The organism is Kitasatospora sp. NPDC059327, from assembly GCF_042752535.1.
Classification (GTDB): domain Bacteria; phylum Actinomycetota; class Actinomycetes; order Streptomycetales; family Streptomycetaceae; genus Kitasatospora.
This window is the reverse complement of record NZ_JBHYYB010000001.1, coordinates 243,594-267,184: the sequence shown is the minus strand read 5'-3', so window position 1 is coordinate 267,184 and position 23,591 is coordinate 243,594. Positions and strand designations below refer to the sequence as shown.

The window sequence follows — 23,591 nt, the reverse complement described above, 5'->3', positions numbered from 1 at the left end:
TCACACCTGTGACACCGGTACCAGTCGCAAGCACTTCTACAGGCGGAACAAGCGGAGCATTTGGTGGCCACGGACTACTACGCGGTACTCGGCGTCCGACGGGATGCGGGGCAGGACGAGATCAAGAAGGCGTTCCGGCGCCTGGCACGCGAACTGCACCCGGACGTCAACCCGGACCCGAAGACGCAGGAGCGGTTCAAGGAGATCAACGCCGCCTACGAGGTCCTCTCCGACCCGCAGAAGCGGCAGGTCTACGACCTCGGCGGCGATCCCCTCTCGCCCAACGGCGGCGGCGCGGGCGGCTTCGGCGCGGGCGCGGCCGGGTTCGGCTTCTCCGACATCATGGACGCGTTCTTCGGCGCGGCCGCCGGCCAGCGCGGCCCGCGCTCGCGCACCCGGCGCGGCCAGGACGCCATGATCCGGCTGGAGATCACCCTGGAGGAGGCCGCGTTCGGCACCACCAAGGAACTCCAGGTCGACACCGCCGTCACCTGCACCACGTGCAGCGGCGAGGGGGCGGCCCCCGGCACCTCCGCGCAGACCTGTGACATGTGTCGCGGCAAGGGCGAGGTCTCCCAGGTCACCCGGTCCTTCCTGGGCCAGGTCATGACCTCCCGGCCCTGCCCGCAGTGCCAGGGCTTCGGCACCGTCGTGCCGACCCCGTGCCCGGAGTGCGCCGGCGACGGCCGTGTGCGGGCCCGCCGCACCCTGACCGTCAAGATCCCGGCCGGTGTCGACAACGGCACCCGGATCCAGCTGGCCGGCGAGGGCGAGGTCGGCCCCGGCGGCGGCCCCGCCGGTGACCTCTACGTCGAGATCGGCGAGAGCACCCACCCGACCTTCCAGCGCCGCGGCGACGACCTGCACTGCACGGTCACCATCCCGATGACGGCCGCCTCGCTCGGCACCCAGGTGCCGCTGCAGACCCTGGACGGACTGGAGGAGGTCGACATCCGGCCCGGCACCCAGTCCGGCCAGTCGATCCCGCTGCACGGCCGCGGCATCACCCATCTGCGCGGCGGCGGCCGTGGCGACCTGATAGTGCATGTCGAGGTGCAGACGCCCACCAAGCTCGAACCCGAGCAGGAGGAGCTGCTGCGCCGTCTCGCGGTGCTGCGCGGCGAGGAGCGGCCCTCCGGCCAGTTCGCGCCCGGCCAGCAGGGGCTGTTCTCCCGGCTGAAGGACGCCTTCAACGGCCGCTGACCGCACCGGCGCCCGGTGATCCCGCCCCCGGCGGGTCACCGGGCGCCGTCGTTCCCCCGCCCGTACCCCCCGACTCCCAGGAACCGCCATGACCGCGCCCGTGTTCGTCGTCGAGACCGCGCAGCTCGCCTCCGCCGCCCCCGGCGCGGTGGTCCGGCTGGACGGCCCGGAGGGGCGGCACGCCGCCGCCGTGAAGCGGCTGGAGCCGGGCGAGGCGGTGACCCTGGCCGACGGGCTCGGCCTCGGGGTCGACGGCACGGTCACGGCCGTCCACGGCAAGGACGCCGTCGAGGTGACGGTGACCGCGGTCCGCCGGGAGGCCGGGCCGGCGCCGCGGATCGTCGTCGTGCAGGCGCTGCCCAAGGGCGACCGCGGCGAGCTGGCGGTGGAGACCATGACCGAGGTCGGCGTGGACGTGGTGATCCCGTGGGCCGCCTCCCGCTGCATCACCCAGTGGAAGGGCGAGCGCGGCGCCAAGGCGCTCGCCAAGTGGCGGGCCACCGCCCGCGAGGCGGGCAAGCAGTCCCGCCGGCTGCGCTTCCCCGAGGTCCGCGAACTCGCGACCACCCGGCAGCTGGCGCCCGTCCTGGCCGGTGCCGCGCTCGCCGCGGTGCTGCACGAGGAGGGCGCCGAGCCGCTGGCCGGCGCCGCGCTGCCCGGCGGCGGGGACATCGTGCTGGTGGTCGGCCCCGAGGGCGGGGTCTCCCCGGAGGAGCTGGCCGCCTTCGCCGAGGCCGGCGCCCGGCCGTACCGGCTCGGGTCCTCGGTGCTGCGCACCTCGACCGCCGGGGTGGCCGCCGGGGCCCTGCTGCTGGGCCGTACCGGCCGCTGGGGCTGAGGGCCCGTTCGTCCCCGACGGGACGTCGCCCGGCCGGTGGGCGGGGCCGGGCGCCGGCCGCACCGACGGGGCCGGGTGCCCGTTCGTCCCTCGTAGGGGGCGCGCTGCGGGAAACCGGGGCGCGCCGCCCCGGCCGGTGCGTAGGGTGCCGCTGTGAGCGAATCCCCGAGCACCCCTGCCGGCGCGTACCTGCGCCACCCGCACCTGCGCGGTGACCTGATCACCTTCGTCGCGGAGAACGATGTCTGGCTCGCCCCGCTGGACGGCGGCCGGTCCTGGCGGCTGACGGCCGATCACGTCCCGGTCCGCCGGCCGCGCTTCTCGCCGGACGGGCGGTACATCGCCTTCGTCTCGACCCGGGACGGCGCACCCGAGGTGCACGTCGCGCCGGTGGACGGCGGACCGTCCCGCCGGCTGACGTACTGGGGCAGTGAGCAGACGCAGTTGCAGGGCTGGACGGCCGACGGCCGTCCGGTCGCCACCACCTCCGCCGGGCAGGCCACCCTGCGCCGCACCTGGGCGCACGCGGTGCCGCTGGACGGCGGCGAGCCGGCGCTGCTGCCGTACGGGCCGATCGGCGGGCTGGCCCGGGAGCCGGGCGGCGACCGGGTGCTGCTGCTCTCGGCGGCCGGTGCCGAGCCCGCCCGGTGGAAGCGCTACCGGGGCGGCCGGGTCGGCAAGCTCTGGATCGGCGAGGAGGAGTTCACCCGCGTCCACGCGGACCTGGACGGGCACATCGAGTCGCCGCTCTGGGTCGGCGCGCCCGGCGGTTCCCGGATCGCCTTCCTCGCCGACCACGAGGGCGTCGGCGAACTCTACTCCAGCCTCCCCGACGGCAGCGGCCTGCGCCGTCACACCACGTCGGAGGAGGGCTTCTACGCCCGCGGCGCCACCACCGACGGCACCCGGGTGATCTGGCACCGCGCGGGCGAGCTCTGGCTGCTGGACGACCTCGACGGCGCCGAGCCGCGCCGGCTGGACGTCCGGCCCTCCGGCCCCCGTTCCGGCCGCCGGCCCCGCCCGGTGCCGGCCGCGCACTGGCTGGAGACCGCCGTCCCCGACCGCACCGGCCGGGCCGGCGCCGTCGTGGTGCGCGGCAGCGTGCACTGGCTGCCGCACCGGGAGGGACCGGCCCGGGTGCTGGACGAGACACCGGGCGTGCGTGCCCGGCGGGCCCGGGTGGTACCCGGCGAGGACGGCGCGCAGGGCGTGCTCTGGGTGACCGACGCCGAGGGCGACGATGCGATCGAGTACGCCCCCGCCGTGCCGGGCGACGAGCGGCGCCGGCTGGCCGCCGGGCAGCTGGGCCGGGTCCGCGCGCTGGCGGTCTCCCCGGACGGCAAGCAGGCGGCGGTCGGCGCGCACGACGGCCGGGTGCTCCTGGTCACGCTCGCCGACGGCACGGTGCACGAGCTGGCCCGCAGCACCGACGGCGAGGTCAGCGGGCTGGCGTTCAGCCCCGACTCCGCCTGGCTGGCCTGGTCGCGGCCGTGCCCCGGCTTCGGGGCCTGGTCGCTGCGCCAGATCGTGCTGGCCAACCTGGCCACCCGCACGGTCGGCGAGGTCACCCCGGCGCGCTTCATCGACACCTCGCCGGCCTTCACCTCCGACGGCCGCCACCTGGCCTTCCTGTCGGTGCGCAACTTCGACCCGGTCTACGACTCGCACGTCTTCGACCTGTCGTTCCCCAACGGCTGCCGCCCCTACCTGGTCACCCTGGCCGCCGACACGCCCTCCCCGTTCGGGCCGCGGCGCTCCGGCCGGCCGGTCGGCGGCGAGGAGGACGAGCCCAAGGGCAAGAAGGCGGACGGCGAGGAGGGGGCGGCCGACGCCCTGCCCGCCACCCGGGTCGACCTGGACGGGATCGCCGACCGCATCGTCCCGTTCCCGGTCGAGGGCGGCCGGTTCGGCGAACTGGCGGCCGCCAAGGACGGCGTGCTGTGGACCAGGATCCCGCTGACGGGCGAACTGGGCGACGACGCGGCCTCGTTGGAGGCCGACCAGGCCCGCCCCACGCTGGAGCGGTTCGACCTGCGCAAGCGCCGGGCCGAGCAACTGGTCGACGGTCTGGACGCGTTCGAGGTCAGCGGCGACGGCACCCGGGTCGCCGTGCTGGACGAGGGCGAGCTGCGGATCGTCCCGGCCGACCACAAGGCGGCCGGTGAGGACGACGAGACCGGCGTCGACCTCGACCGGCTCCGGGTGACCGTCGACCCGGCGGCCGAGTGGCGCCAGATGTACGACGAGAACGGCCGCCTGATGCGCGACAACTTCTGGCGGGCCGACCTCGGTGGCCTGCCCTGGGCCGCCGTCCTGGACCGCTACCGGCCGCTGGTGGAGCGGCTCGGCTCGCACGACGACCTGGTCGACCTGCTCTGGGAGGTGCACGGAGAGCTGGGCACCTCGCACGCCTACGTGGCGCCCTACGGCACGCACGTCGAGGCCGCCCGCCGACAGGGCAAGCTCGGCGCCGACCTGGTGAAGGACGGCGAGGTCTGGCGGATCGCCCGGATCCTGCCCGGCGAGTCCTCCGACCCGCGGGCCCGCTCGCCGCTGGCCGCGCCGGGCGCCGCCGTCCGGCCGGGCGACGCGGTCCTGGCCGTCAACGGCCGCCCGGTGGACCCGGTGGCCGGCCCGGCCCCGCTGCTGGCCGGCACCGCCGGGCAGCCGGTCGAGCTGACGGTGGCCGGCAAGGACGGCACCGACCGGCGCCACCCGGTGGTCGTCCCGCTCGCGGACGACGAGCCGCTGCGCTACCACGACTGGGTGGCCGGCCGGCGGGCCGCCGTCCGCGAGCTGTCCGGCGGGCGGCTCGGCTACCTGCACATCCCCGACATGCAGAGCTCCGGCTGGGCCCAGATCCACCGCGACCTGCGGTCGGAGATGGCCCGGGAGGGCGTGATCGTCGACATCCGGGAGAACCGCGGCGGGCACACCTCGCAGCTGGTGATCGAGAAGCTGGCCCGGCGGATCATCGGCTGGAACGTCGGCCGCGACCTCGCCAACCCGGTGCCCTACCCCGGCGACGCGCCGCGCGGCCCGATCGTGGCGCTGGCCGACGAGTTCTCCGGCTCGGACGGCGACATCGTCAACGCCGCCATCCAGGCGCTGAAGCTCGGCCCGGTGGTCGGCACCCGGACGTGGGGCGGGGTGATCGGCATCGACAGCAGGTACAGCCTGGTGGACGGCACCCTGGTGACCCAGCCCAAGTACGCGTTCTGGCTGGAGGGGTACGGCTGGGGCGTGGAGAACCACGGTGTCGACCCGGACGTCGAGGTGCCGATCGCGCCCCACCAGTGGGCCGCCGGGGAGGACCCGCAGCTCGCCGAGGGTGTCCGGATCGCCCTGGCCACGCTGGCCGAGACCCCGGCCAAGACCCCGCCGGAGCTGCCGCCGGTGTAGCCGCGACGGCCGTGCCGGCCCCGGGACCAGCGTCTTCCCGGGGCCGGCCCGGCCGCGGCGGCGGAGGAACGGAGTTGACAGCCCTTCATGATCGCTGGAAGGTATGGTCCGCCGATTTCGGCCATCTCAGCAGTCATCCAGGGGGAACCACCGTGCGCAGAGCACGCATACCCGTCGCCGCCCTTGTCGGTCTCTCGGTCCTCGGGGCCGGCGCGGCGGTCGGCACCGCCCGCGCCGACGTCACCGACCTGTACGTCGACAAGAGCGCCGCCACCTGCTCGAACACCGCCGCCGGCGCGGGGAGCAAGGCCACGCCCTACTGCACCATCGCGGCCGCGACCGCCGTCGTACTGCCGGGGCAGACCGTCCACATCGCCGGAGGCAGCTACCAGGAGGGCATCCAGCTGACCCGCTCGGGCACCCCCTCCGCGCCGATCACGATCCTCGGCAAGCCCTACGTGCCGGGCGACGAGGACGTGACGACCCTCAGCCCGTACGGCACCCTGCCGCACCTGGTGTCCCTGACCGGGGTCCACGACGTGGTGCTCGGCAACCTGTTCGGGCAGTCCTGGCAGGAGGGGGCCCTGGTGACCGACTCCCAGCGGGTCACCCTCGACCGGCTGGTCATCTTCAGTTCGGGCGGCGAGGGCGCCGGCTACCCGGGCGTCCGGATCACCGGCACGAGCAGCGATGTCACCCTGAGCCGCAGCGAGGTGTCCAGCTCGCACGCCGGCGGCGTCCGGGTCGACGCCGGTGCGGTCCGCACCGTCCTGACGGGCAATGACATCGACGGCAACGCCGGCCCGGCCGTCTCGCTCACCGACGCGCCCGGCTCCGTCGTCACCGGCAACACCGCGGTGGGCGTGTGCGGGCCGATGATCGAGCTGGCCGGGGCCTCGACCGGCAGTGCCCTGCGCAACAACGTGCTGGACCAGGACGAGCACGGCTCCCCGGCATGGGGCCACTGCGCCTCCACCGCCCCGGGCGACCTGGTGGTGTCCGCGGCGTCGACCGCCGGGACGACGGCGGACTACAACCTGGTCACCACCGGGACGTCCGCGCCGTACAACTGGGCGGGCCAGGCCTACGCCACGGTCGCGCAGTTCCGGCAGGGCACCGGGCAGGGCGCGCACGACCTCTCGGCCTCCCGGGAGGACCTGCGCAAGCCGAACTCGCCGGCCGTCGACTCGGCCGACGCCAACGCCCCCGGCGCGCTCGCCACCGACTTCCTCGACCAGCCGCGGGTCGACAACCCGCTGGTGGCCAACACCGGTACGGGTGTCGGCTACCACGACCGCGGCGCCCACGAGGAGCGGGACCCGCTCGCCGCGTCGCTGTGGCAGACCCAGCAGCCGGCCGGGCAGCCGCTGACCTTCGTGTTCGACGGGCGGGTCGACTCGACCTGGGCCGCCGCGACCACCAGCCTGGACTTCGGCGACGGCAGCGCCCCGATCGGCCCGGTCACCTTCCCGGTGCGGCACGACTACGCCGAGGGCAGCTACCGGGCCACCCTGACGGCGACCGACGCCCTGGGCGCGACCAGGACCGCGATCTCCTACGTCGAGGCCAAGGTCGGGCCGATCCAGCCCAAGCTCCAGCTCTGGCCGCGCTCCGGCGGCTCCGGCCTGGAGGTGACGGCCTCCGCTCCCGGGGCCACCAGCCCCTGGCCGGTGGCCTCGTACCGCTACGACTTCGGCGACGGCACCGCGCCGTCCGTCGTGGCTCCCTCCGTCCCCTCCGTCCGGCACTTCTTCGCCAAGCCCGGGACGTACACCGTCACGGTGACGGTGACCGACGACCACGGCCGCTCGGCGTCGACGGCGCAGGCGTTCTCGGTGGCCACCCCGATCGCCGGCCGCTGGGGCGCGGGGCAGCAGGGCGCGGCGGTGGGGTACTTCAACGAAGGCCTGTGGAACCTCCTCAACACCAACACCGTGGGCGCCCAGACGAACAGCTTCCGCTTCGGCCAGGCCGGTGACATCCCGGTCGCGGGCGACTGGGAGCGAGTCGGGTACGACCAGCCCGGCATCTACCGCCCCGCTTCGAGCACCTTCGCGCTGCGGCACGTGGACGGGACCGCGACGGCGGTCGCGATGGGCCAGCCGGGTGACGTCCCCGTCCCCGGCAACTGGGACCACAACGGGCACGCCCAGCTGGCGGTCTACCGCCCGAGCACCGGGCAGTTCGTGGTGCGGCACGACGACGGCAGCTACACCGCCGCGTACTTCGGCGCCCCCGGCGACCTGCCCGTGGTGGGGGACTGGGACGGCGTCGGGCACACCCAGATGGGCGTCTTCCGGGCCTCGGCCGGTGCCGGCGGTGCCAACCTCTTCGCCCTGCGCCACGACGACGGCTCGGTCTCCACGGCCTCCTACGGCGCGGCGGGCGATCTGCCGATCGTCGGCGACTGGAGCGGCGTGGGCCGCACCGCGTTCGGCGTCTACCGGCCGTCCGAGGCCAAGTTCCTGCTGAGCCGGGCGTACGTGGGGCAGTCGGACATCGTCTTCCCCTGAGGCGCCCCGGGGTGCTCCTGAGCGGGTACCCCTGAACCGGTACCCCTGAGGTACTCCACGACGCGGTGTCCCCGGACCACGGGGGCACCGCGTCGTCGTCGTCGCCGGAGTGGTGTGGCGCGGCGTGTCCTAGGATGCGTGGCCTGTTCTCGATCAAGATCCACGGGGGAATCGACATGGCGCAGGGCCACCAGCCCGCCGGGCAGCCGTATCCGCGGCAGGACCACCCGCCGCAGCCGTACGCCGGGCAGCAGCCGTACGGGCGGCGGCCCTACGGCCCGTACGTGCCGCCGCAGCCCTCCCCGCAGGCCCCCGGCCCGTACCCGCCACAGGGTCATCCCCCGCAGCCGTACGCCCCGCAGGCCTACGCCCCCCAGCAGGCCTACGCCCAGCAGCTCTACGCCCCGCAGCAGCCCTACGCCCCCCGGGTGCCGCGCCCGGCGGAGGCCGGCAGCGTCCGGCGGTTCCTCGCCGCCACCCTCGACGGCGTGGCGGCCCTCGCCGCCGGCTTCGCCGCCGCCAAGGCGGCGAGCGGCCCGGCCGGCCCGGCGGGCGTGTACGTCGCCACCCTGGTCGGCGTCCTCTTCGGCGTCTCCTTCGCCAACCAGGTGCTGCTCGCCCGCCTCACCGGCTTCAGCCTGGGCAAGGGCGTCCTGGCCGCCCGGGTGATCCGCCGCGAGGACGGCGGCCGCCCGCACACCTGGCGGCTCACCAAGCGCTGGCTGCTCGGCTACGTCATCGTGGTGGTCGGCCTGCTGACGGAGGATCCGGAGTCGGAGGGGACGGCCGTCGGGGTCCGCGTGGTCCGGTGGAAGCACCTGCGCGAGTACCAGCAGGCGACCGGGCGGCTCGGCTAGCATGCGGCGGTACGCCCCGACCGACACCGTGCGACACCGCGAGGAGACCCCGATGGCCGGCGAGCCGCAGTCCGACTGCCTGTTCTGCAAGATCGTGGCGGGCGAGATCCCGGCCACCGTGGTGCGCAAGACCGAGCACGTGCTCGCCTTCCGGGACATCGCCCCGAAGGCGCCGACCCACGTCCTGGTGATCCCGCACGCGCACTACCCGAACGCGGCCGCGCTGGCCGCCGCCGAGCCGCGGATCGCCGGCGAGCTGCTCGCCGAGGCCGGCGAGGTCGCCAGGGACGAGGGTCTCGACGACTACCGGCTGATCTTCAACACCGGCGCGGGCGCGGGCCAGACCGTCTTCCACGCCCACGTCCACGTGCTCGGCGGCATGCCGATGAACGAGCGCATGGTCTGAGCGACGTGTCACAGCGCGAACTCGTCGTCCTCGGCACGGCCAGCCAGGTACCGACCCGGCACCGCAACCACAACGGCTACCTGCTGCGCTGGGACGGCGAGGGCCTGCTGTTCGACCCTGGCGAGGGCACCCAGCGCCAGATGCTGCACGCCGGGGTCTCGGCCACCCAGATCACCCGGATCGCGGTCACCCACTTCCACGGCGACCACAGCCTCGGCCTCGCGGGGGTGATCCAGCGGATCAACCTGGACCGCGTCCCGCACCCGGTGGACGTCTACTTCCCGGCCTCCGGGGAGGTCTACTTCGAACGGCTGCGGCACGCCACCGCGTACCACGAGACGGCCGTGCTGCGCCCCCGTCCGATCGAGGAGTCCGGCCCGCTGCCCGCGCCCGGGGCCCGCTTCGCGCTGGACGCCGTCCGGCTCTCGCACCCCGTCGAGTCCTTCGGCTACCGGCTCACCGAGCCGGACGGCCGCCGGCTGGTGCCCGAGCGGCTGGCCGCGCTGGGCGTCTGCGGACCGGACGTCGGCCGGCTCCAGCACCGGGGCGCGATCGAGTCGGACGGCGGGCTGGTCACCCTCGACCAGGTCAGCGAGTACCGGCGTGGCCAGCGGTTCGCCTTCGTGATGGACACCCGGCTCTGCGAGGGCGTCCACGAACTCGCCGAGGGCGCCGATCTGCTGGTCATCGAGTCCACCTTCGCGGACGCCGACTCCCGGCTCGCCGAGGAGCACGGCCACCTCACCGCCGGCCAGGCCGGCAAGGTCGCCGCCGAGGCCGGCGCGGGCACCCTCGTGCTGACCCACTTCTCGCAGCGCTACCCGGACCTCGGCCAGCACCTCGCCGACGCCCGCAAGCACTTCGACGGCACCGTCGTGCTGGCCGAGGACCTCGCCCGGGTGCCCGTGCCGCCCCGACGGCGTCCGTGAGCGCCGCGCGGCCCGCCCGGGGCCGCGCGGAAAACCGTTCGCGCCGCCCCGCGATCTGCCGCAGCATCGTCGGGTGCGGCCCGGCCGCCCGCCGCGGCGATCACGCTCGCGGCGTACCCTGGTGCCCCGGAAGGACCGAGCGGCACCACGAGACCACGGATGGGATGAGGCAGGCCCCAGCGCCGACCTATGAGTGACACATCGCAGACCCGTACGAACGGCCAGTCGCGTCCCGAACCGGCCGACGAGGGCCGCACCAGCGCCCGGATCGTGATCCCCGAGAAGCACCCGATGGTCACCCTGCTCGGCACCGCGGACTCGCTGCTGCGGGTGATCGAGCGGGGCTTCCCCGCCGCCGACATCCACGTCCGCGGCAACGAGGTGACCGCCACCGGGGAGCGTGCCGAGGTCGCCCTCGTCCAGGAGCTCTTCAACGAGATGATGCTGGTGCTGCGCGCCGGCCAACCCCTGACGGAGGACGCCGTGGAGCGTTCCATCGCCATGCTCCGGAGCGGCGTCGACGACCCGGACAGCCCGGCCCCGTCCCAGGTGTTCACCGCGAACATCCTGTCCAACCGGGGCCGCACCATCCGCCCCAAGACCCTCAACCAGCAGCGCTACGTCGACGCGATCGACAAGCACACCATCGTCTTCGGCCTCGGCCCGGCCGGTACCGGCAAGACCTACCTCGCGATGGCCAAGGCCGTCCAGGCCCTCCAGGCCAAGGAGGTCAACCGGATCATCCTGACCCGTCCGGCCGTCGAGGCGGGGGAGCGGCTGGGCTTCCTGCCCGGCACCCTCTTCGAGAAGATCGACCCGTACCTGCGCCCGCTCTACGACGCGCTGCACGACATGATGGACCCGGACACCATCCCGCGTCTGATGGCGGCCGGCACCATCGAGGTCGCCCCGCTCGCCTACATGCGCGGCCGGACCCTCAACGACGCCTTCATCATCCTGGACGAGGCCCAGAACACCTCGCCCGAGCAGATGAAGATGTTCCTCACCCGCCTCGGGTTCAACTCCCGGGTGGTCGTCACCGGCGACACCAGCCAGATCGACCTCCCGGGCGGCACCCGCAGCGGCCTCAAGGTCGTCCAGGAGATCCTGGCCGACGTGCCCGACATCCACTTCTCCAACCTCACCAGCACCGACGTGGTCCGCCACAAGCTGGTCGGCCGGATCGTGGAGGCCTACGAGCGCTGGGACGCCCGGCAGGAGGGCGAGGACACCACCGCGCCGGCCCGCAAGCCCGGCCAGCGGCGCCCCGGCAAGACGACCGAACCACGCGCACCCCGACAGTCCCATCGCACCGAAAGCTGAGTAACCAGCCCGTCATGTCGATCGACATCGCCAATGAGTCCGGTTGGGACGCCGACGAGGAGTCCATCCTCGACGTCGCCCGCTACGCGCTGGACAAGATGCGGATCCACCCGCAGTCAGAACTGTCCGTGATCCTGGTGGACGGTGCGGCGATGGAGGAGCTGCACATCCAGTGGATGGACCTCCCCGGCCCGACCGACGTGATGTCCTTCCCGATGGACGAGCTGCGTCCCGGCAAGGAGGGCGAGGAGCTGCCGCAGGGGCTGCTCGGCGACATCGTGCTCTGCCCCGAGGTGGCCCAGCAGCAGGGCAAGGACGCCCCGTCCAAGCACTCGATGGACGAGGAGCTGCAGCTGCTGACCGTCCACGGGGTGCTCCACGTGCTCGGCTACGACCACGAGGAGCCGGACGAGGAGGAGGAGATGTTCGGCCTCCAGAAGGCCATTCTGGACGGCTGGCGGGCCGGCCGCGGCCTGGGCGGGATCTCCCCGGCCCCCACCACCCACTGAGCGCGGAGCCCGAACCCCTGTGAGTGGTGAGAGTACGAGCTTCATCCTCGGTGCCGTGCTGCTGGTCGTCCTCGGCTGGCTGGCGGCATGCGCCGAGGCGGGCATCTCCCGGGTCTCCCGGTTCCGCGCGGAGGAGGCCGTCCGGGCCGGCCGGCGGGGCTCGGCCCGGCTGCTGACCCTGGCCTCCGACCCGATCCGCTACCTCAACCTGGCCACCCTGATCCGGGTGGCCAGCGAGATGGCGGCGGCCGTCCTGGTCACCGTGGTCTGCGTGCGCAGCCTGGACTCCACCTGGCAGGCCGTGCTGCTGGCGTTCGGCGTGATGGTGCTGGTGTCCTTCGTGGCGGTCGGCGTCTCGCCGCGCACGATCGGGCGCCAGCACCCGCTGACCACCGCCACCGCGGCCTCCTTCGTGCTGCTGCCGCTGGCCGGCGTGCTCGGCCCGCTGCCGCGGCTGCTGATCCTGCTCGGCAACGCGCTGACCCCGGGCAAGGGCTACCGCGAGGGGCCGTTCGCCTCCGAGGCGGAGCTGCGGGCCCTGGTGGACCTCGCGGAGAAGGACGACCTGATCGAGGACGAGGAGCGCCGGATGGTGCACTCGGTCTTCGAGCTGGGCGACACCATCGTCCGCGAGGTGATGGTGCCGCGCACCGACCTGGTGATGATCGAGCGGCACAAGACCGTCCGTCAGGCGCTCACCCTGGCCCTGCGGTCCGGTTTCTCGCGCATCCCGGTGGTCGGCGACAACGAGGACGACGTGGTGGGCATCGTCTACCTCAAGGACCTGGTGCGGCGCACCCACATCAACCGGGAGGCCGAGTCGGAGGAGGTCGGCGCGGTGATGCGGCCGGCCGTCTTCGTCCCGGACTCCAAGCCGGCCGGTGATCTGCTGCGCGAGATGCAGCAGCGCCGTTCGCACGTGGCGATCGTGATCGACGAGTACGGCGGCACCGCCGGTCTGGTCACCATCGAGGACATCCTGGAGGAGATCGTCGGCGAGATCACCGACGAGTACGACCGGGAGATCGCGCCGGTCGAGGACCTCGGCGACGGCTCGTACCGGATCACCGCCCGGCTGCTTGTCGAGGACCTCGGTGAGCTGTTCGGCATCGAGCTGGAGGACGAGGACGTCGAGACCGTCGGCGGCCTGCTCGCCAAGCACCTCGGCCGGGTACCGATCCCGGGCTCGTCCTGCGAGATCCCGCTGCCCGAGGACGCGGCCACCGACCTCACCGCGATCCGGCTGACCGCCGAGAGCTCGGCCGGGCGCCGCAACCGGATCGGCTCGATGGTCGCCATCCCGGTCCGGGTCTCGGCCGGGGCCGCCCGGGAGCCCGGCGAGTAGCGGTCGGACGCCCGCGGGGCGACGATGGCGTCATGACTCATCTACTGCGTGCGGAGTACGGCCCGCAGGGTCGGTCGGCCGGGGCGAAGTCCTGGCACGTCGTCCGAACCGCGGATCCGGCGACGGCCCTGTGCGGCCGGACGATGGACACCGATGCCGAGACCCGGCCGGACGAGGAGTGGGGCACCGGGCTGCGCTGCTGCCAGCAGTGCGGCTCGCTGTACATGCACGAGGTGCCGCACATGGAGGGGAGCCACCCCTACAGCTAGGCACACGCGGGGGTACCGCCCCCTCAGCAGGCCGTGCGCCGCTCCGGCACCGGAGTAGCGTGAAGGAAGGCCGTTCGACGTCCCATGGTGGAGGTCACCATGAAGCTGCAAGACGAACTGCCCGTCGACCACAGGTTGATCCTGGTCTGGCGGATCGGGGCGGGCCTCGGCGGGGTGTTCCTGATCGTGTTCGGGATCCTCGGCCTGGCGGACCATCCGGGCTTCCTGTCCACCAGCGGCAGTGACATCGCCGGGCTGTCGACCAACGGGGCGCTGAGCATCCTCTCCATCGTGATGGGGGCGGTCCTCGTGGCCGGCGCGGTGGTCGGCGGGAACTTCGCCGCCAACCTCAACATGGTGGTGGGCGTCCTCTTCGTGCTCTCCGGCTTCTACGGCCTGACGGTGCTCGGCCGGCCGGACGCCAACATCCTCAACTTCCGGATGTCCAACGTGCTGTTCGCGTTCGTCTTCGGGGTGGTCGTGACGACCTTCGGGATGTACGGCAGGGTCAGCAGTCACCTGCCGCACGACAACCCGTACTGGCGCCAGCGGGCGGCGGACGAGGAGCCGCTGCCGAACGGTCCGAAGACCTTCGTCAAGGTCATGCGGCCGGGGCCGCCCAACCCGATCGGCCACTGAGGACGGCCGCGGCGGCCGGGCCGGGCGCGGTGCGGCGGAGGGCGCGGGCGTCCGGTGAGCGGGGCGTCCTATGCTCGGCGCCATGAGTGACATCGTCGAGCTCGACCTCGAAGACAAGAAGATCATCACCCTGGCCCGCTCCGCGCGTGCCCGCAACGGCGTCGCGGAGGGGGCCGCGGTGCGCGACGAGACCGGGCGCACCTACGTGGCCGGCACGGTCGCGCTGGAGTCGCTGCGGCTCAGCGCGCTGCGGACGGCGGTGGCGATGGCGGTGGCCAGCGGCGCGAAGTCGCTGGAGGCGGCGGCCGTGGTGAGCGAGGCGGGGGAGCCCGCCGAGGCCGATCTGGCCGCGGTGCGCGACCTCGGCGGGGCCGGGACGCCGGTGCTGCTCGCCGGGCCGGACGGGACGCTGAAGGTCGTGGCCGAGGCCCGCTGAGGCCGGTCGGGGCCGCTCGGGGCGCCCGGGGGAACCCGGGCGCCCGGCCCCTCAGGATCCGCAGATAATCTCACCGGTACAGATGGCGGTGAGGGGGCTGGGGACATGGGGCCGTTCGCGTTCTTCGCGGGCCTGCTGCTGGGCGTCATGGGGATGGGCAAGTGGCAGGAGACCGGATCGCCGTTCTGGCTCTGGGGCTCGGTCGCCTTCCTCCTGATCGTTCTGATCAGCGGGATCTCCGCCGTCCTGGGCGGCAAAAAGGGCTGACGGGGGCGGCCTGTCCGCCGGGCTCCCGGTGATCAGGGAGAATGGGGCGCATGAGTGCCCCTTCCTCCTCGTACCGCTCCGGCTTCGCGTGCTTCGTCGGCCGGCCCAACGCGGGCAAGTCGACCCTGACCAACGCCCTGGTGGGGACGAAGGTCGCGATCACCTCCGACCGTCCGCAGACCACCCGGCACACCGTGCGCGGCATCGTGCACCGTCCGGACGCCCAGCTCGTGCTGGTCGACACCCCGGGGCTGCACAAGCCGCGCACCCTGCTCGGCGAGCGTCTGAACGACCTGGTCCGCTCCACCTGGGCCGAGGTCGACGTGATCGGCTTCTGCCTGCCCGCCGACCAGAAGCTCGGCCCCGGCGACAAGTTCATCGCCAAGGAACTCGCCGACATCAAGAAGACCCCCAAGGTGGCCATCGTCACCAAGACCGACCTGGTCGACTCCAAGCGGCTGGCCGAGCAGCTGATCGCCGTCCACCAGCTCGGCGCCGAGCTGGGCATCGAGTGGGCCGAGATCATCCCGGTCTCGGCGGTCGGTGACAAGCAGGTCGAGCTGGTCGCCGAGCTGATCACCAAGCTGCTCCCGGAGGGCATGCCGCTCTACCCGGACGGCGACCTCACCGACGAGCCCGAGCAGATCATGGTCGCCGAGCTGATCCGGGAGGCGGCCCTGGAGGGCGTCCGGGACGAGCTGCCGCACTCGCTGGCGGTCGTGGTCGAGGAGATGATCCCGCGCGAGGACCGCCCGGCGGACCGCCCGCTGCTGGACATCCACGCCAACGTCTACATCGAGCGGCAGAGCCAGAAGGCCATCGTGATCGGGGCCAAGGGCGCCCGGCTGAAGCACGTCGGCACCACCGCCCGCAAGCACATCGAGGCGCTCCTCGGCACGCCGGTCTACCTGGACCTGCACGTCAAGGTGGCCAAGGACTGGCAGCGCGACCCGAAGCAGCTGCGCAAGCTGGGCTTCTGAGCCCGCACCGCCCGCACCGCCCAGGGCCCGTCCGGACGACCGCGTCCGGGCGGGCCCTGGGCCTGTCCCGGGCGCGTCCCGCCGGTGCGCCGGGCCGCCGCCGCGGCCGGTGCTCTGGCCCTCCGCCCCGTCCGGGGTGTTCGCTGGGGCGGGCACGACCGGACCGGCGCGCGGACGCGCCGGTGCCGGCCGATGGCCCGGACGGTCGAGCAGAGAGGTTTCCGAGGGATGCAGCTGAATACCCACGAGTGGGGCTCCGGTGACAGGACCGCCCTGTTGGTGCACGGGATCATGTCCGACCACCGCACCTGGCGCCGGGTCGGTCCGGCCCTGGCCGAGCGCGGCTACCGGGTGATCGCCGTCGATCTGCGCGGCCACGGCGCGAGCCCGCGCGGCGAGGGAGCCACCCCGCTGGAGCGCTACGGCCCGGGGCAGTACGCCCAGGACCTGGTCGACACCCTGCCGATCGGCGCCGAGCTCGCCATCGGCCACTCGCTCGGCGGGCTGGCCCTGCTGGGCGCGGTGGAGCGGCTGGAGCCCGCCCGGGTCGTCTACTCCGACCCGGCGTGGAGGTTCGCCCAGCCGAACACCTTCGACCCGGGCTGTCTTCACCCGGTTCAAGCGGGCCACCCGGGAGCAGATCACCGCGATCAGCCCGCGCTGGGAGGAGGCCGACGTGGAGGTCGAGCTGGCCACCCTCGCGCTCTGGGACGGCGACAGCGCGATCGCACTCTCCGGCTACCGCGAGGCGGCCGGTCTGCCCGGCGCGCCGACCGTCCCCTCGCTCGTCCAACTCGCCGACCGGAGCGCCCTGGTCGGTCCGGAGGACGCGGAGCGGCTGCGTGCCGCCGGCTACGAGGTGCGCACGGTGGCCGGCGCCGGGCACACCATCCACCGCGACGACCTCGCGGGCTTCCTGGCCTCGCTGGACGGCTGGATCTGAGCCGGGCGGCCCGCCCGCCAGGCGGCGCGCTGCGCAGCGCGGGCGGGCTACGCGCCCTCGCGCAGCACCAGCGAGACCAGCTCCCGCTGTGACTCGGTGAGCTTCGGGTCGGCGCAGTGGACCGTCCGGCCGTCGACGGTGATCTCGTAGTGGAAGCCGTCCGGGACCCCGTAGGAGGGTGCCCGCAGCCCGCCCGCGACGGCCTCGCGGGCGAGCGCGTGCACGTGCGGGGCGTCCGTCCGCGCGGTGGTGTCGAGCTCCGCGCGGCGGACGTTGCCCGCGAGGCCGCCGGTCCGGGTCACCTGGATACGCATGGTGTCCATGGTGCTACGCAGGGATGGCGTTTGCCGGGCTTTTCCAGGACCTCGACCTTATGGGCTCTTAAACCTTATGACCGCTCAAGTCGGGCCGGTCCGGCGGCGGGGCCGTTCAGGCCGTGCTGACGCCCACCTTCGCCCAGGCCGCCGTCACGCTGTCGGCCACCGCCCGCTCCGGGTAGCGGGCCCCGGCGGCGGCGACGGTGGCCCGGGCGAAGGCGGTGAAGTCGGCGTCGGCGGGCAGCCGGCGGCCGGTCAGCGCGTCGTACCAGATCCGCCCGGCCCGTTCCCAGGCCGGGCCGCCGAGCGCGGTGGCGAGCAGGTAGAAGGCGTGGTTCGGGATGCCGGAGTTGATGTGCACGCCGCCGTTGTCCTGGGCGGTGTGGACGTAGTCGCGCAGGTGCGCCGGCTGCGGGTCCTTGCCGAGCCGGGGGTCGTCGTACGCGGTGCCGGGCGCCTTCATCGAGCGCAGCGCCACCCCCTGCACGCCCGGGGCGAGCAGCCCGGCGCCGATCAGCCAGTCCGCGTCGGCGGCGTCCTGGCGCAGCGCGTACTGCTTGACGAGCGAGCCGAAGACGTCGGAGACGGACTCGTTGAGCGCGCCGGGTTGGCCCTGGTACTCCAGGCCGGCGGTGAACTGGGTGACACCGTGGGTGAGTTCGTGACCGATCACGTCGACGCAGGCGGTGAAGTCGCCGAACACCTCGCCGTCGCCGTCCCCGAAGACCATGCGGTGGCCGTCCCAGAAGGCGTTGTCGTAGCTCCGGCCGTAGTGCACGGTGGCGTCCAGGCGCAGGCCCCGGTCGTCGATCGAGCGGCGGCCGTAGGCGTCCGCGAACAGCGCGAAGGTGGCGCCGAGGCCGTCGTAGGCCTGGTTGACGGACTGGTCGGGGACGGGCCCCTGGTCCTCCCGGCGGACGGTGCGGCCGGGGAGCCGCTGGGTGTGTCCGGCGTCGCAGACCACCCGCTCCAGACGGGTGGAGCCGGGTTGCGCCGGGACGGCGGTGAGGCGGGCCGTGCGGTGCACGGCGTCCAGGGCGAGGGAGCGGGCGGCGGGCTCGTGACCGTCCTCGGCGAGGCGGTCCAGGACGTACGGCGGAACGATCGCGCAGAGCGGCGGTTCGGCGGTCATGTGGCCAAGAGTGACGCATGCATGACCTGTTGTCACCGGCGCGGACCGAATCGTCCGCCGTCTCAAGGGGTGGAATGTCCGCCCGGCTCACTTCGGGGGCGCGCGGTCCTCGGTTACGCTGGACGACATCATGCGCAACTGGCTGCTTCTTCTTAGCTGCCGCGTCGAGGGCCTGTAGTCCACCAGGGCCGGCTCCCTCGCCGCGGGGACTGTGCTGTGCGCGTTGCAATTCCGCGGCCCACCGAGGGGTCGTGCGCGGCAGTAGGCCGGCCGGTCGGGTGTCCATCTCACCCCGACAAGCCCCGCATCACAGGAAGCCGAGAGTCATCTCCATGACCGAGCAGAACTCCGCCGCGTCCATCCCCGCCGGTCGCGCGTTCGTCGACCGCCCCACGCCGATCACCGCCGCGACCGTGCGCCAGCGGGGCGCGGGCATGCGGCACGGCCGCTACCTGCCGTTCGGCACCGTCGACCTGCCGGACCGCGGCTGGCCGTCGAAGGTGATCACCAAGGCGCCGCGCTGGCTCTCCACCGACCTGCGGGACGGCAACCAGGCGCTGATCGACCCGATGTCCCCGGCCCGCAAGCGCAAGATGTTCGACCTGCTGGTCGGCATGGGCTACAAGGAGATCGAGGTCGGCTTCCCCTCCTCGGGCGCCACCGACCACGCCTTCGTACGGTCGCTGATCGAGGAGGGGGCGATTCCGGAGGACGTCACCATCTCGGTGCTGACCCAGGCGCGCGAGGAGCTGATCGAGAAGACCGTCGAGTCGCTGGTCGGCGCGCCGCGGGCGACCGTCCACCTGTACAACGCGACCGCGCCGCTGTTCCGCCGGGTGGTGTTCCGCAACGACCGGGCGGCCACCAGGGCGATCGCCACCGACGGCACCCGGCTGGTGATGGAGTACGCGGAGAAGCTGCTGGGCGACGACACCGTCTTCGGCTACCAGTACTCGCCGGAGATCTTCGTCGACACCGAGCTGGACTTCGCGCTGGAGGTCTGCGAGGCGGTGATGGACGTCTGGCAGCCGGGCGAGGGCCGCGAGATCATCCTGAACCTGCCGGCCACCATCGAGCGGGCCACCCCGAACGTCCAGGCCGACCAGTTCGAGTGGATGTCGCGCAACCTGTCCCGCCGCGAGTACGTCTGTCTGTCGGTGCACCCGCACAACGACCGCGGCACCGCCGTCGCCTCCGCCGAGCTGGCCTACATGGCCGGCGCCGACCGCATCGAGGGCTGCCTGTTCGGCCAGGGCGAGCGGACCGGCAACGTCGACCTGGTGACCCTGGGCATGAACCTGTTCTCGCAGGGGATCGACCCGCAGATCGACTTCTCCGACATCGACGAGGTGCGTCGCACCGCCGAGTACTGCAACCAGATGGAGGTCCACCCGCGCCACCCGTACGCCGGTGACCTGGTGTACACCTCCTTCTCCGGTTCGCACCAGGACGCGATCAAGAAGGGCTTCGACACCCTGGAGGCCGACGCCGCGGCGGCCGGTGTGCCGGTCGAGGAGCACACCTGGGGCGTCCCGTACCTGCCGATCGACCCGAAGGACGTCGGCCGCACGTACGAGGCGGTCATCCGGGTCAACAGCCAGTCCGGCAAGGGCGGCGTCGCGTACGTCCTGAAGAACGACCACAAGCTGGACCTGCCGCGCCGGATGCAGATCGAGTTCTCCCGGATCATCCAGGCGAAGACCGACGCCGAGGGCGGCGAGGTCACCCCGGCGGCGATCTGGGCGGTCTTCCAGGACGAGTACCTGCCGACCGCCGACAACCCGTGGGGCCGGATCTCGCTGAGCGGCTCGCGCAGCCTGACCACCGAGGACGGCCGGGACGCGCTGACCGCGCAGGCCCTGGTCGCGGGCGAGCCCGTCACGCTGGCCGGCACCGGCAACGGCCCGGTATCCGCCTTCGCCGACGCGCTGGCCCGGATCGGGGTGGACGTCCGGGTGCTGGACTACGCCGAGCACGCGCTGAGCGAGGGCGGCGACGCCCAGGCCGCCGCGTACGTGGAGTGCGCCGTGGACGGCAAGGTGCTGTGGGGCGTGGGCATCGACGGCAACACCGTGCTGGCCTCGCTGAAGGCGATGATCAGCGCCGTCAACCGGGCGCAGCGCGGGTAGTTCGTACGAGTGGTAGTCGGCGGGCCGTCCCACGGGGCGGCCCGCCGTCGTCACGGGCGGCCCCGGCCGGGCCGTTGTGGCCTGCGCCACATTTTTTCGGGTCGGAAGCCGTTCGAGGTACTGACACGTGCCGGTAACCATGGCAACATCGACCCACCGGAAATCCGGGTCGGTGGGACGGCCTCGGGGTCCGGTCGCGTGACCTGCCCATTGTTGAGCAGGCCGCCTGCCATGTCTGGGGAGTGGCGCCGTGACAGGGTTGTGGGGTGTTCGCCCGCGATGGCGGACTGACGTTCTCGGTGACTTCTTCTGTCCAGGCTGCGGCGGGGACCGCAACTACCGCCGGCAGCACGGCCGGCGGTGGCTGCGGCTGGTGGGAGCGGCGGTACTGCCGCTCGGCCCGGTCGTCCGCAGTGTGCAGTGCACCACCTGCCACGGTCGCTACGGGGTGGAGAGTCTCGACCAGCCCACCTGCGTCCGCCTGGGCGGGATGCTGCGCGACGCGCAGTACACGGTGGCCCTGGCGTTGCTGGCGGCCGGCGGAACGGCGCACCGGGCGGCCCGTGAGGCGGCCTGCGCGGCCGTCCGGGAGGCCGGCTTCGACGACTGCGGCGAGGCCCAGGTGCTGGCCGCGCTGGCCGCGCTCTCCGGGCTCGGCGGCGAACTCCACGACGCCCACGACCTGGAGTCGCCCTCCGGTCACGGGCTGGGGGAGGCCGGCGCCCTGGCGGTGGAACTGCACGCGGTGCTCGAACCGCTCGCCCCGCACCTGGCCCACCACGGCCGGGAGCGGCTGCTGCTCCAGGGCGCGGCGATCGCCCTGGCCGACGGGCGCTACCTGCCCCAGGAGCGGGAGGCGCTGGCCGCCGTGGGGCGTTGCCTGGACCTGCCGCAGGCGAGGGTCGGGGCGCTGCTGGAGGCGGCCACCCGCGCTTCGTACTAGCGCTCGGCTCCGGGGCCCCGGCACCGGACGCGCGCCGGATCCCCGTCACCGTCCTCCTGTCGCCGGGCCTTCACCGCCGGGCCCGACACCGGGGCCCGACAGACACCGGGGCCCGACGCCCGCCGGGGCCCGACGGACACCGGGGCCCGACGCCCGCCGGGGCCCGACGCCCGCCGGGGCCCGACAGCAGCGGGGCCCGGCGCCGCCCGGACCGGCTGCCTCCGGGACCGGGAACCACCTCGACGGCACGACCCGGGGCGGCACCGCACGCCTTCGGCACCGCCCCCCGGAACCCCCACGAACGGGCCCGACCCGTCTCCCGGCCCCCCGACCGGGAGACGCCCCCACCCGGGGCCCGCCGTGACCCGCACCGATCGGGCCTCCCCCACGGCCCCGGTGCGGGCCACACGGCTGCCCGCCCCGGGCCGCCGATAGGGGACAATGGTGGGATGTCCACACTGTTCGACGCCGGCCGCGAGGCCGCCGCATGAGCCTGTTCCGGGACGACGGCGTGGTGCTCCGGGCGCAGAAGCTCGGCGAGGCCGACCGGATCATCACCCTGCTCACCCGCCAGCACGGCAAGGTGCGCGCGGTGGCCCGCGGGGTGCGCAAGACCAAGTCCAAGTTCGGTGCCCGGCTGGAGCCGTTCTCGCACGTGGACGTGCAGTTCTTCAGCCGGGGGAGTGACCTGGTGGGGCGCGGGTTGCCGCTCTGCACCCAGGTGGAGACGATCGCCCCGTACGGCGGCTCGATCGTCACCGACTACGGCCGCTACACGGCGGGGACGGCCATGCTGGAGACGGCGGAGCGGTTCGCCGAGAACGAGGGCGAACCGGCCGTCCAGCAGTACCTGCTGCTGGTCGGCGGCCTGCGGACGCTGGCGGCCGGGTCGCACGAGTCGCACCTGGTGATGGACGCCTTCCTGCTCCGCTCGCTGGCCGTCAACGGCTACGGCGCGAGCTTCACCGACTGCGCCAAGTGCGGCCTGGACGGCCCGAACCGGTTCTTCTCGCTCCAGGCGGGCGGTGTGCTCTGCGGAGACTGCCGAGTCCCCGGTTGTGCCGTACCCTCCCCTGAGACACTGGTACTGCTCGGGGCGCTGCTGTCAGGGGACTGGCAGACGGCCGACACCTGCGAGCCGAGGTACTGGCGGGAGGGCAGCGGCCTGGTCGCGGCCTATCTGCAGTGGCACCTGGAGCGGGGCATCCGCTCGATGAGATACGTGGAGAAGTGAGCACATGGCAGCGCGACGGCTCTTCGGCGGTGGCAAGCAAAGGGAGTACCTCCCCCCGACCCCGCACCCCAGTGGCGCACAGCCCCCGAAGATCCCCGGCGAGCTGGTCCCCAACCACGTCGCGATCGTGATGGACGGGAACGGGCGCTGGGCCAAGGAGCGCGGACTGCCGCGCACCGAGGGCCACAAGGTCGGCGAGACCGTGGTGCTGGACGTGCTCAAGGGCGCGATCGAGCTCGGTGTGAAGAACATCTCGCTGTACGCGTTCTCCACCGAGAACTGGAAGCGCTCGCCCGACGAGGTGAAGTTCCTGATGAACTTCAACCGGGACGTCATCCACCGCCGCCGCGACGAGATGGACGCGATGGGCGTGCGGGTCCGCTGGGCCGGCCGGATGCCCAAGCTGTGGAAGAGCGTCGTCCAGGAGCTGAAGGTCGCCGAGGAGCAGACCAGGGAGAACGACGCCGTCACGCTCTACATGTGCGTCAACTACGGCGGCCGGGCGGAGATCGCGGACGCCGCGGCGGCCCTCGCGGCCGATGTCGCGGCGGGCCGGCTCGACCCGAAGAAGGTCAACGAGAAGACCATCGCCAAGTATCTCTACCACCCGGACATGCCGGACGTGGACCTCTTCCTGCGCCCGAGCGGCGAGCAGCGGACGTCCAACTTCCTGCTCTGGCAGTCGGCGTACGCCGAGTTCGTGTTCCAGGACGTGCTCTGGCCGGACTTCGACCGCCGGGACCTGTGGCGGGCCTGCGAGCAGTACGCCCGGCGCGACCGCCGCTTCGGCGGGGCGATCCCCAACGAGGTCGCCCCCGGCGAGGTCGCCGCGGAGGTGCCCGCGCAGCGCTGACCGGCGCCGCTCGGCCGGCTCGCGTGGGCGGCCGAGCGGCGGGTCGCGCCCGGCCGTCCTGGCCGTGCCGGATCGTGGGCGCTTATACACATCTCCCAGCCCCCGGGACCAACGCCGGTCGGGG

Annotated in this window: 22 protein-coding genes; 20 read left to right on the top strand and 2 right to left on the bottom strand. The window is 73.5% G+C overall.

The genetic code is table 11. The features are described 5' to 3' along the window. Positions 1 to 63 precede the first annotated feature (63 nt). The 16 genes from dnaJ (at position 64) to ACFXHB_RS00930 (ending at position 16,951) form a co-directional block, all read left to right on the top strand. Complete coding sequence (gene dnaJ, locus ACFXHB_RS01005) at positions 64 to 1,203, top strand: molecular chaperone DnaJ (RefSeq protein WP_380571148.1); 1,140 nt, start codon at positions 64 to 66, stop codon at positions 1,201 to 1,203. A gap of 88 nt (positions 1,204 to 1,291) precedes the next feature. Beyond that, positions 1,292 to 2,041, top strand: coding sequence for a 16S rRNA (uracil(1498)-N(3))-methyltransferase (locus ACFXHB_RS01000; protein ID WP_380571147.1), 750 nt, complete (start codon positions 1,292 to 1,294; stop codon positions 2,039 to 2,041). A 153-nt stretch (positions 2,042 to 2,194) separates the two neighbouring features. Beyond that, complete coding sequence (locus ACFXHB_RS00995) at positions 2,195 to 5,443, top strand: PDZ domain-containing protein (protein ID WP_380571146.1); 3,249 nt, start codon at positions 2,195 to 2,197, stop codon at positions 5,441 to 5,443. Positions 5,444 to 5,595: 152 nt separating this feature from the next. Next, positions 5,596 to 7,956 (top strand): PKD domain-containing protein, encoded by a 2,361-nt coding sequence (locus ACFXHB_RS00990; protein WP_380571145.1) that lies wholly within the window; start codon positions 5,596 to 5,598, stop codon positions 7,954 to 7,956. Between the two features lie 134 nt (positions 7,957 to 8,090). Further along, a complete protein-coding gene (locus ACFXHB_RS00985) occupies positions 8,091 to 8,813 on the top strand; it encodes an RDD family protein (protein WP_380571144.1) in 723 nt (240 codons plus the stop codon). Between the two features lie 52 nt (positions 8,814 to 8,865). Beyond that, a complete protein-coding gene (locus tag ACFXHB_RS00980) occupies positions 8,866 to 9,219 on the top strand; it encodes a histidine triad nucleotide-binding protein (RefSeq protein WP_380571143.1) in 354 nt (117 codons plus the stop codon). Positions 9,220 to 9,224: 5 nt separating this feature from the next. Next, positions 9,225 to 10,148: a ribonuclease Z gene (locus tag ACFXHB_RS00975; protein ID WP_380571142.1), complete on the top strand. Its 924-nt coding sequence runs from the start codon at positions 9,225 to 9,227 to the stop codon at positions 10,146 to 10,148. 291 nt (positions 10,149 to 10,439) lie between these two features. Beyond that, positions 10,440 to 11,471, top strand: a complete 1,032-nt coding sequence (locus ACFXHB_RS00970) for a PhoH family protein (RefSeq protein ID WP_380571191.1) — start codon at positions 10,440 to 10,442, stop codon at positions 11,469 to 11,471. A 14-nt stretch (positions 11,472 to 11,485) separates the two neighbouring features. Then, positions 11,486 to 11,980, top strand: coding sequence for an rRNA maturation RNase YbeY (ybeY, locus tag ACFXHB_RS00965; protein WP_380571141.1), 495 nt, complete (start codon positions 11,486 to 11,488; stop codon positions 11,978 to 11,980). A 19-nt stretch (positions 11,981 to 11,999) separates the two neighbouring features. After that, a complete protein-coding gene (locus tag ACFXHB_RS00960; protein ID WP_380571140.1) occupies positions 12,000 to 13,325 on the top strand; it encodes a hemolysin family protein in 1,326 nt (441 codons plus the stop codon). Between the two features lie 32 nt (positions 13,326 to 13,357). Next, the gene (locus tag ACFXHB_RS00955; protein WP_380571138.1) at positions 13,358 to 13,594 is read left to right on the top strand and encodes a hypothetical protein; all 237 of its coding nucleotides are present in this window, start codon (positions 13,358 to 13,360) and stop codon (positions 13,592 to 13,594) included. A gap of 99 nt (positions 13,595 to 13,693) precedes the next feature. Next, positions 13,694 to 14,233, top strand: a complete 540-nt coding sequence (locus ACFXHB_RS00950) for a DUF4383 domain-containing protein (protein WP_380571136.1) — start codon at positions 13,694 to 13,696, stop codon at positions 14,231 to 14,233. Between the two features lie 82 nt (positions 14,234 to 14,315). Further along, positions 14,316 to 14,669 (top strand): cytidine deaminase, encoded by a 354-nt coding sequence (locus tag ACFXHB_RS00945; protein WP_380571134.1) that lies wholly within the window; start codon positions 14,316 to 14,318, stop codon positions 14,667 to 14,669. 105 nt (positions 14,670 to 14,774) lie between these two features. Then, positions 14,775 to 14,936 (top strand): hypothetical protein, encoded by a 162-nt coding sequence (locus ACFXHB_RS00940; protein WP_329487576.1) that lies wholly within the window; start codon positions 14,775 to 14,777, stop codon positions 14,934 to 14,936. A 50-nt stretch (positions 14,937 to 14,986) separates the two neighbouring features. Beyond that, positions 14,987 to 15,916, top strand: a complete 930-nt coding sequence (gene era, locus ACFXHB_RS00935; RefSeq protein WP_380571133.1) for a GTPase Era — start codon at positions 14,987 to 14,989, stop codon at positions 15,914 to 15,916. Positions 15,917 to 16,108: 192 nt separating this feature from the next. Next, complete coding sequence (locus tag ACFXHB_RS00930; RefSeq protein ID WP_380571132.1) at positions 16,109 to 16,951, top strand: alpha/beta fold hydrolase; 843 nt, start codon at positions 16,109 to 16,111, stop codon at positions 16,949 to 16,951. On the opposite strand, the gene ACFXHB_RS00925 is transcribed toward ACFXHB_RS00930, so the two are convergent. After that, positions 16,907 to 17,173, bottom strand: a complete 267-nt coding sequence (locus ACFXHB_RS00925; RefSeq protein ID WP_329487572.1) for a protealysin inhibitor emfourin — start codon at positions 17,171 to 17,173, stop codon at positions 16,907 to 16,909. The two genes, ACFXHB_RS00930 and ACFXHB_RS00925, sit on opposite strands and share 45 nt — an antisense overlap. A gap of 115 nt (positions 17,174 to 17,288) precedes the next feature. Next, on the bottom strand, positions 17,289 to 18,308 hold the full coding sequence (locus ACFXHB_RS00920) for a M4 family metallopeptidase (RefSeq protein ID WP_380571131.1): 1,020 nt from the start codon (positions 18,306 to 18,308) through the stop codon (positions 17,289 to 17,291). Positions 18,309 to 18,640: 332 nt separating this feature from the next. On the opposite strand from ACFXHB_RS00920, the gene leuA reads away from it, so the two are divergent. The 4 genes from leuA (at position 18,641) to ACFXHB_RS00900 (ending at position 23,467) form a co-directional block, all read left to right on the top strand. Then, positions 18,641 to 20,437, top strand: a complete 1,797-nt coding sequence (gene leuA, locus ACFXHB_RS00915) for a 2-isopropylmalate synthase (RefSeq protein WP_380571130.1) — start codon at positions 18,641 to 18,643, stop codon at positions 20,435 to 20,437. 373 nt (positions 20,438 to 20,810) lie between these two features. Next, positions 20,811 to 21,380, top strand: coding sequence for a TerB family tellurite resistance protein (locus ACFXHB_RS00910; RefSeq protein ID WP_380571129.1), 570 nt, complete (start codon positions 20,811 to 20,813; stop codon positions 21,378 to 21,380). Between the two features lie 487 nt (positions 21,381 to 21,867). Further along, on the top strand, positions 21,868 to 22,614 hold the full coding sequence (gene recO, locus ACFXHB_RS00905; protein WP_380571128.1) for a DNA repair protein RecO: 747 nt from the start codon (positions 21,868 to 21,870) through the stop codon (positions 22,612 to 22,614). Between the two features lie 4 nt (positions 22,615 to 22,618). Beyond that, positions 22,619 to 23,467: an isoprenyl transferase gene (locus ACFXHB_RS00900; protein ID WP_380571127.1), complete on the top strand. Its 849-nt coding sequence runs from the start codon at positions 22,619 to 22,621 to the stop codon at positions 23,465 to 23,467. The last annotated feature ends 124 nt before the right edge of the window (positions 23,468 to 23,591 follow it).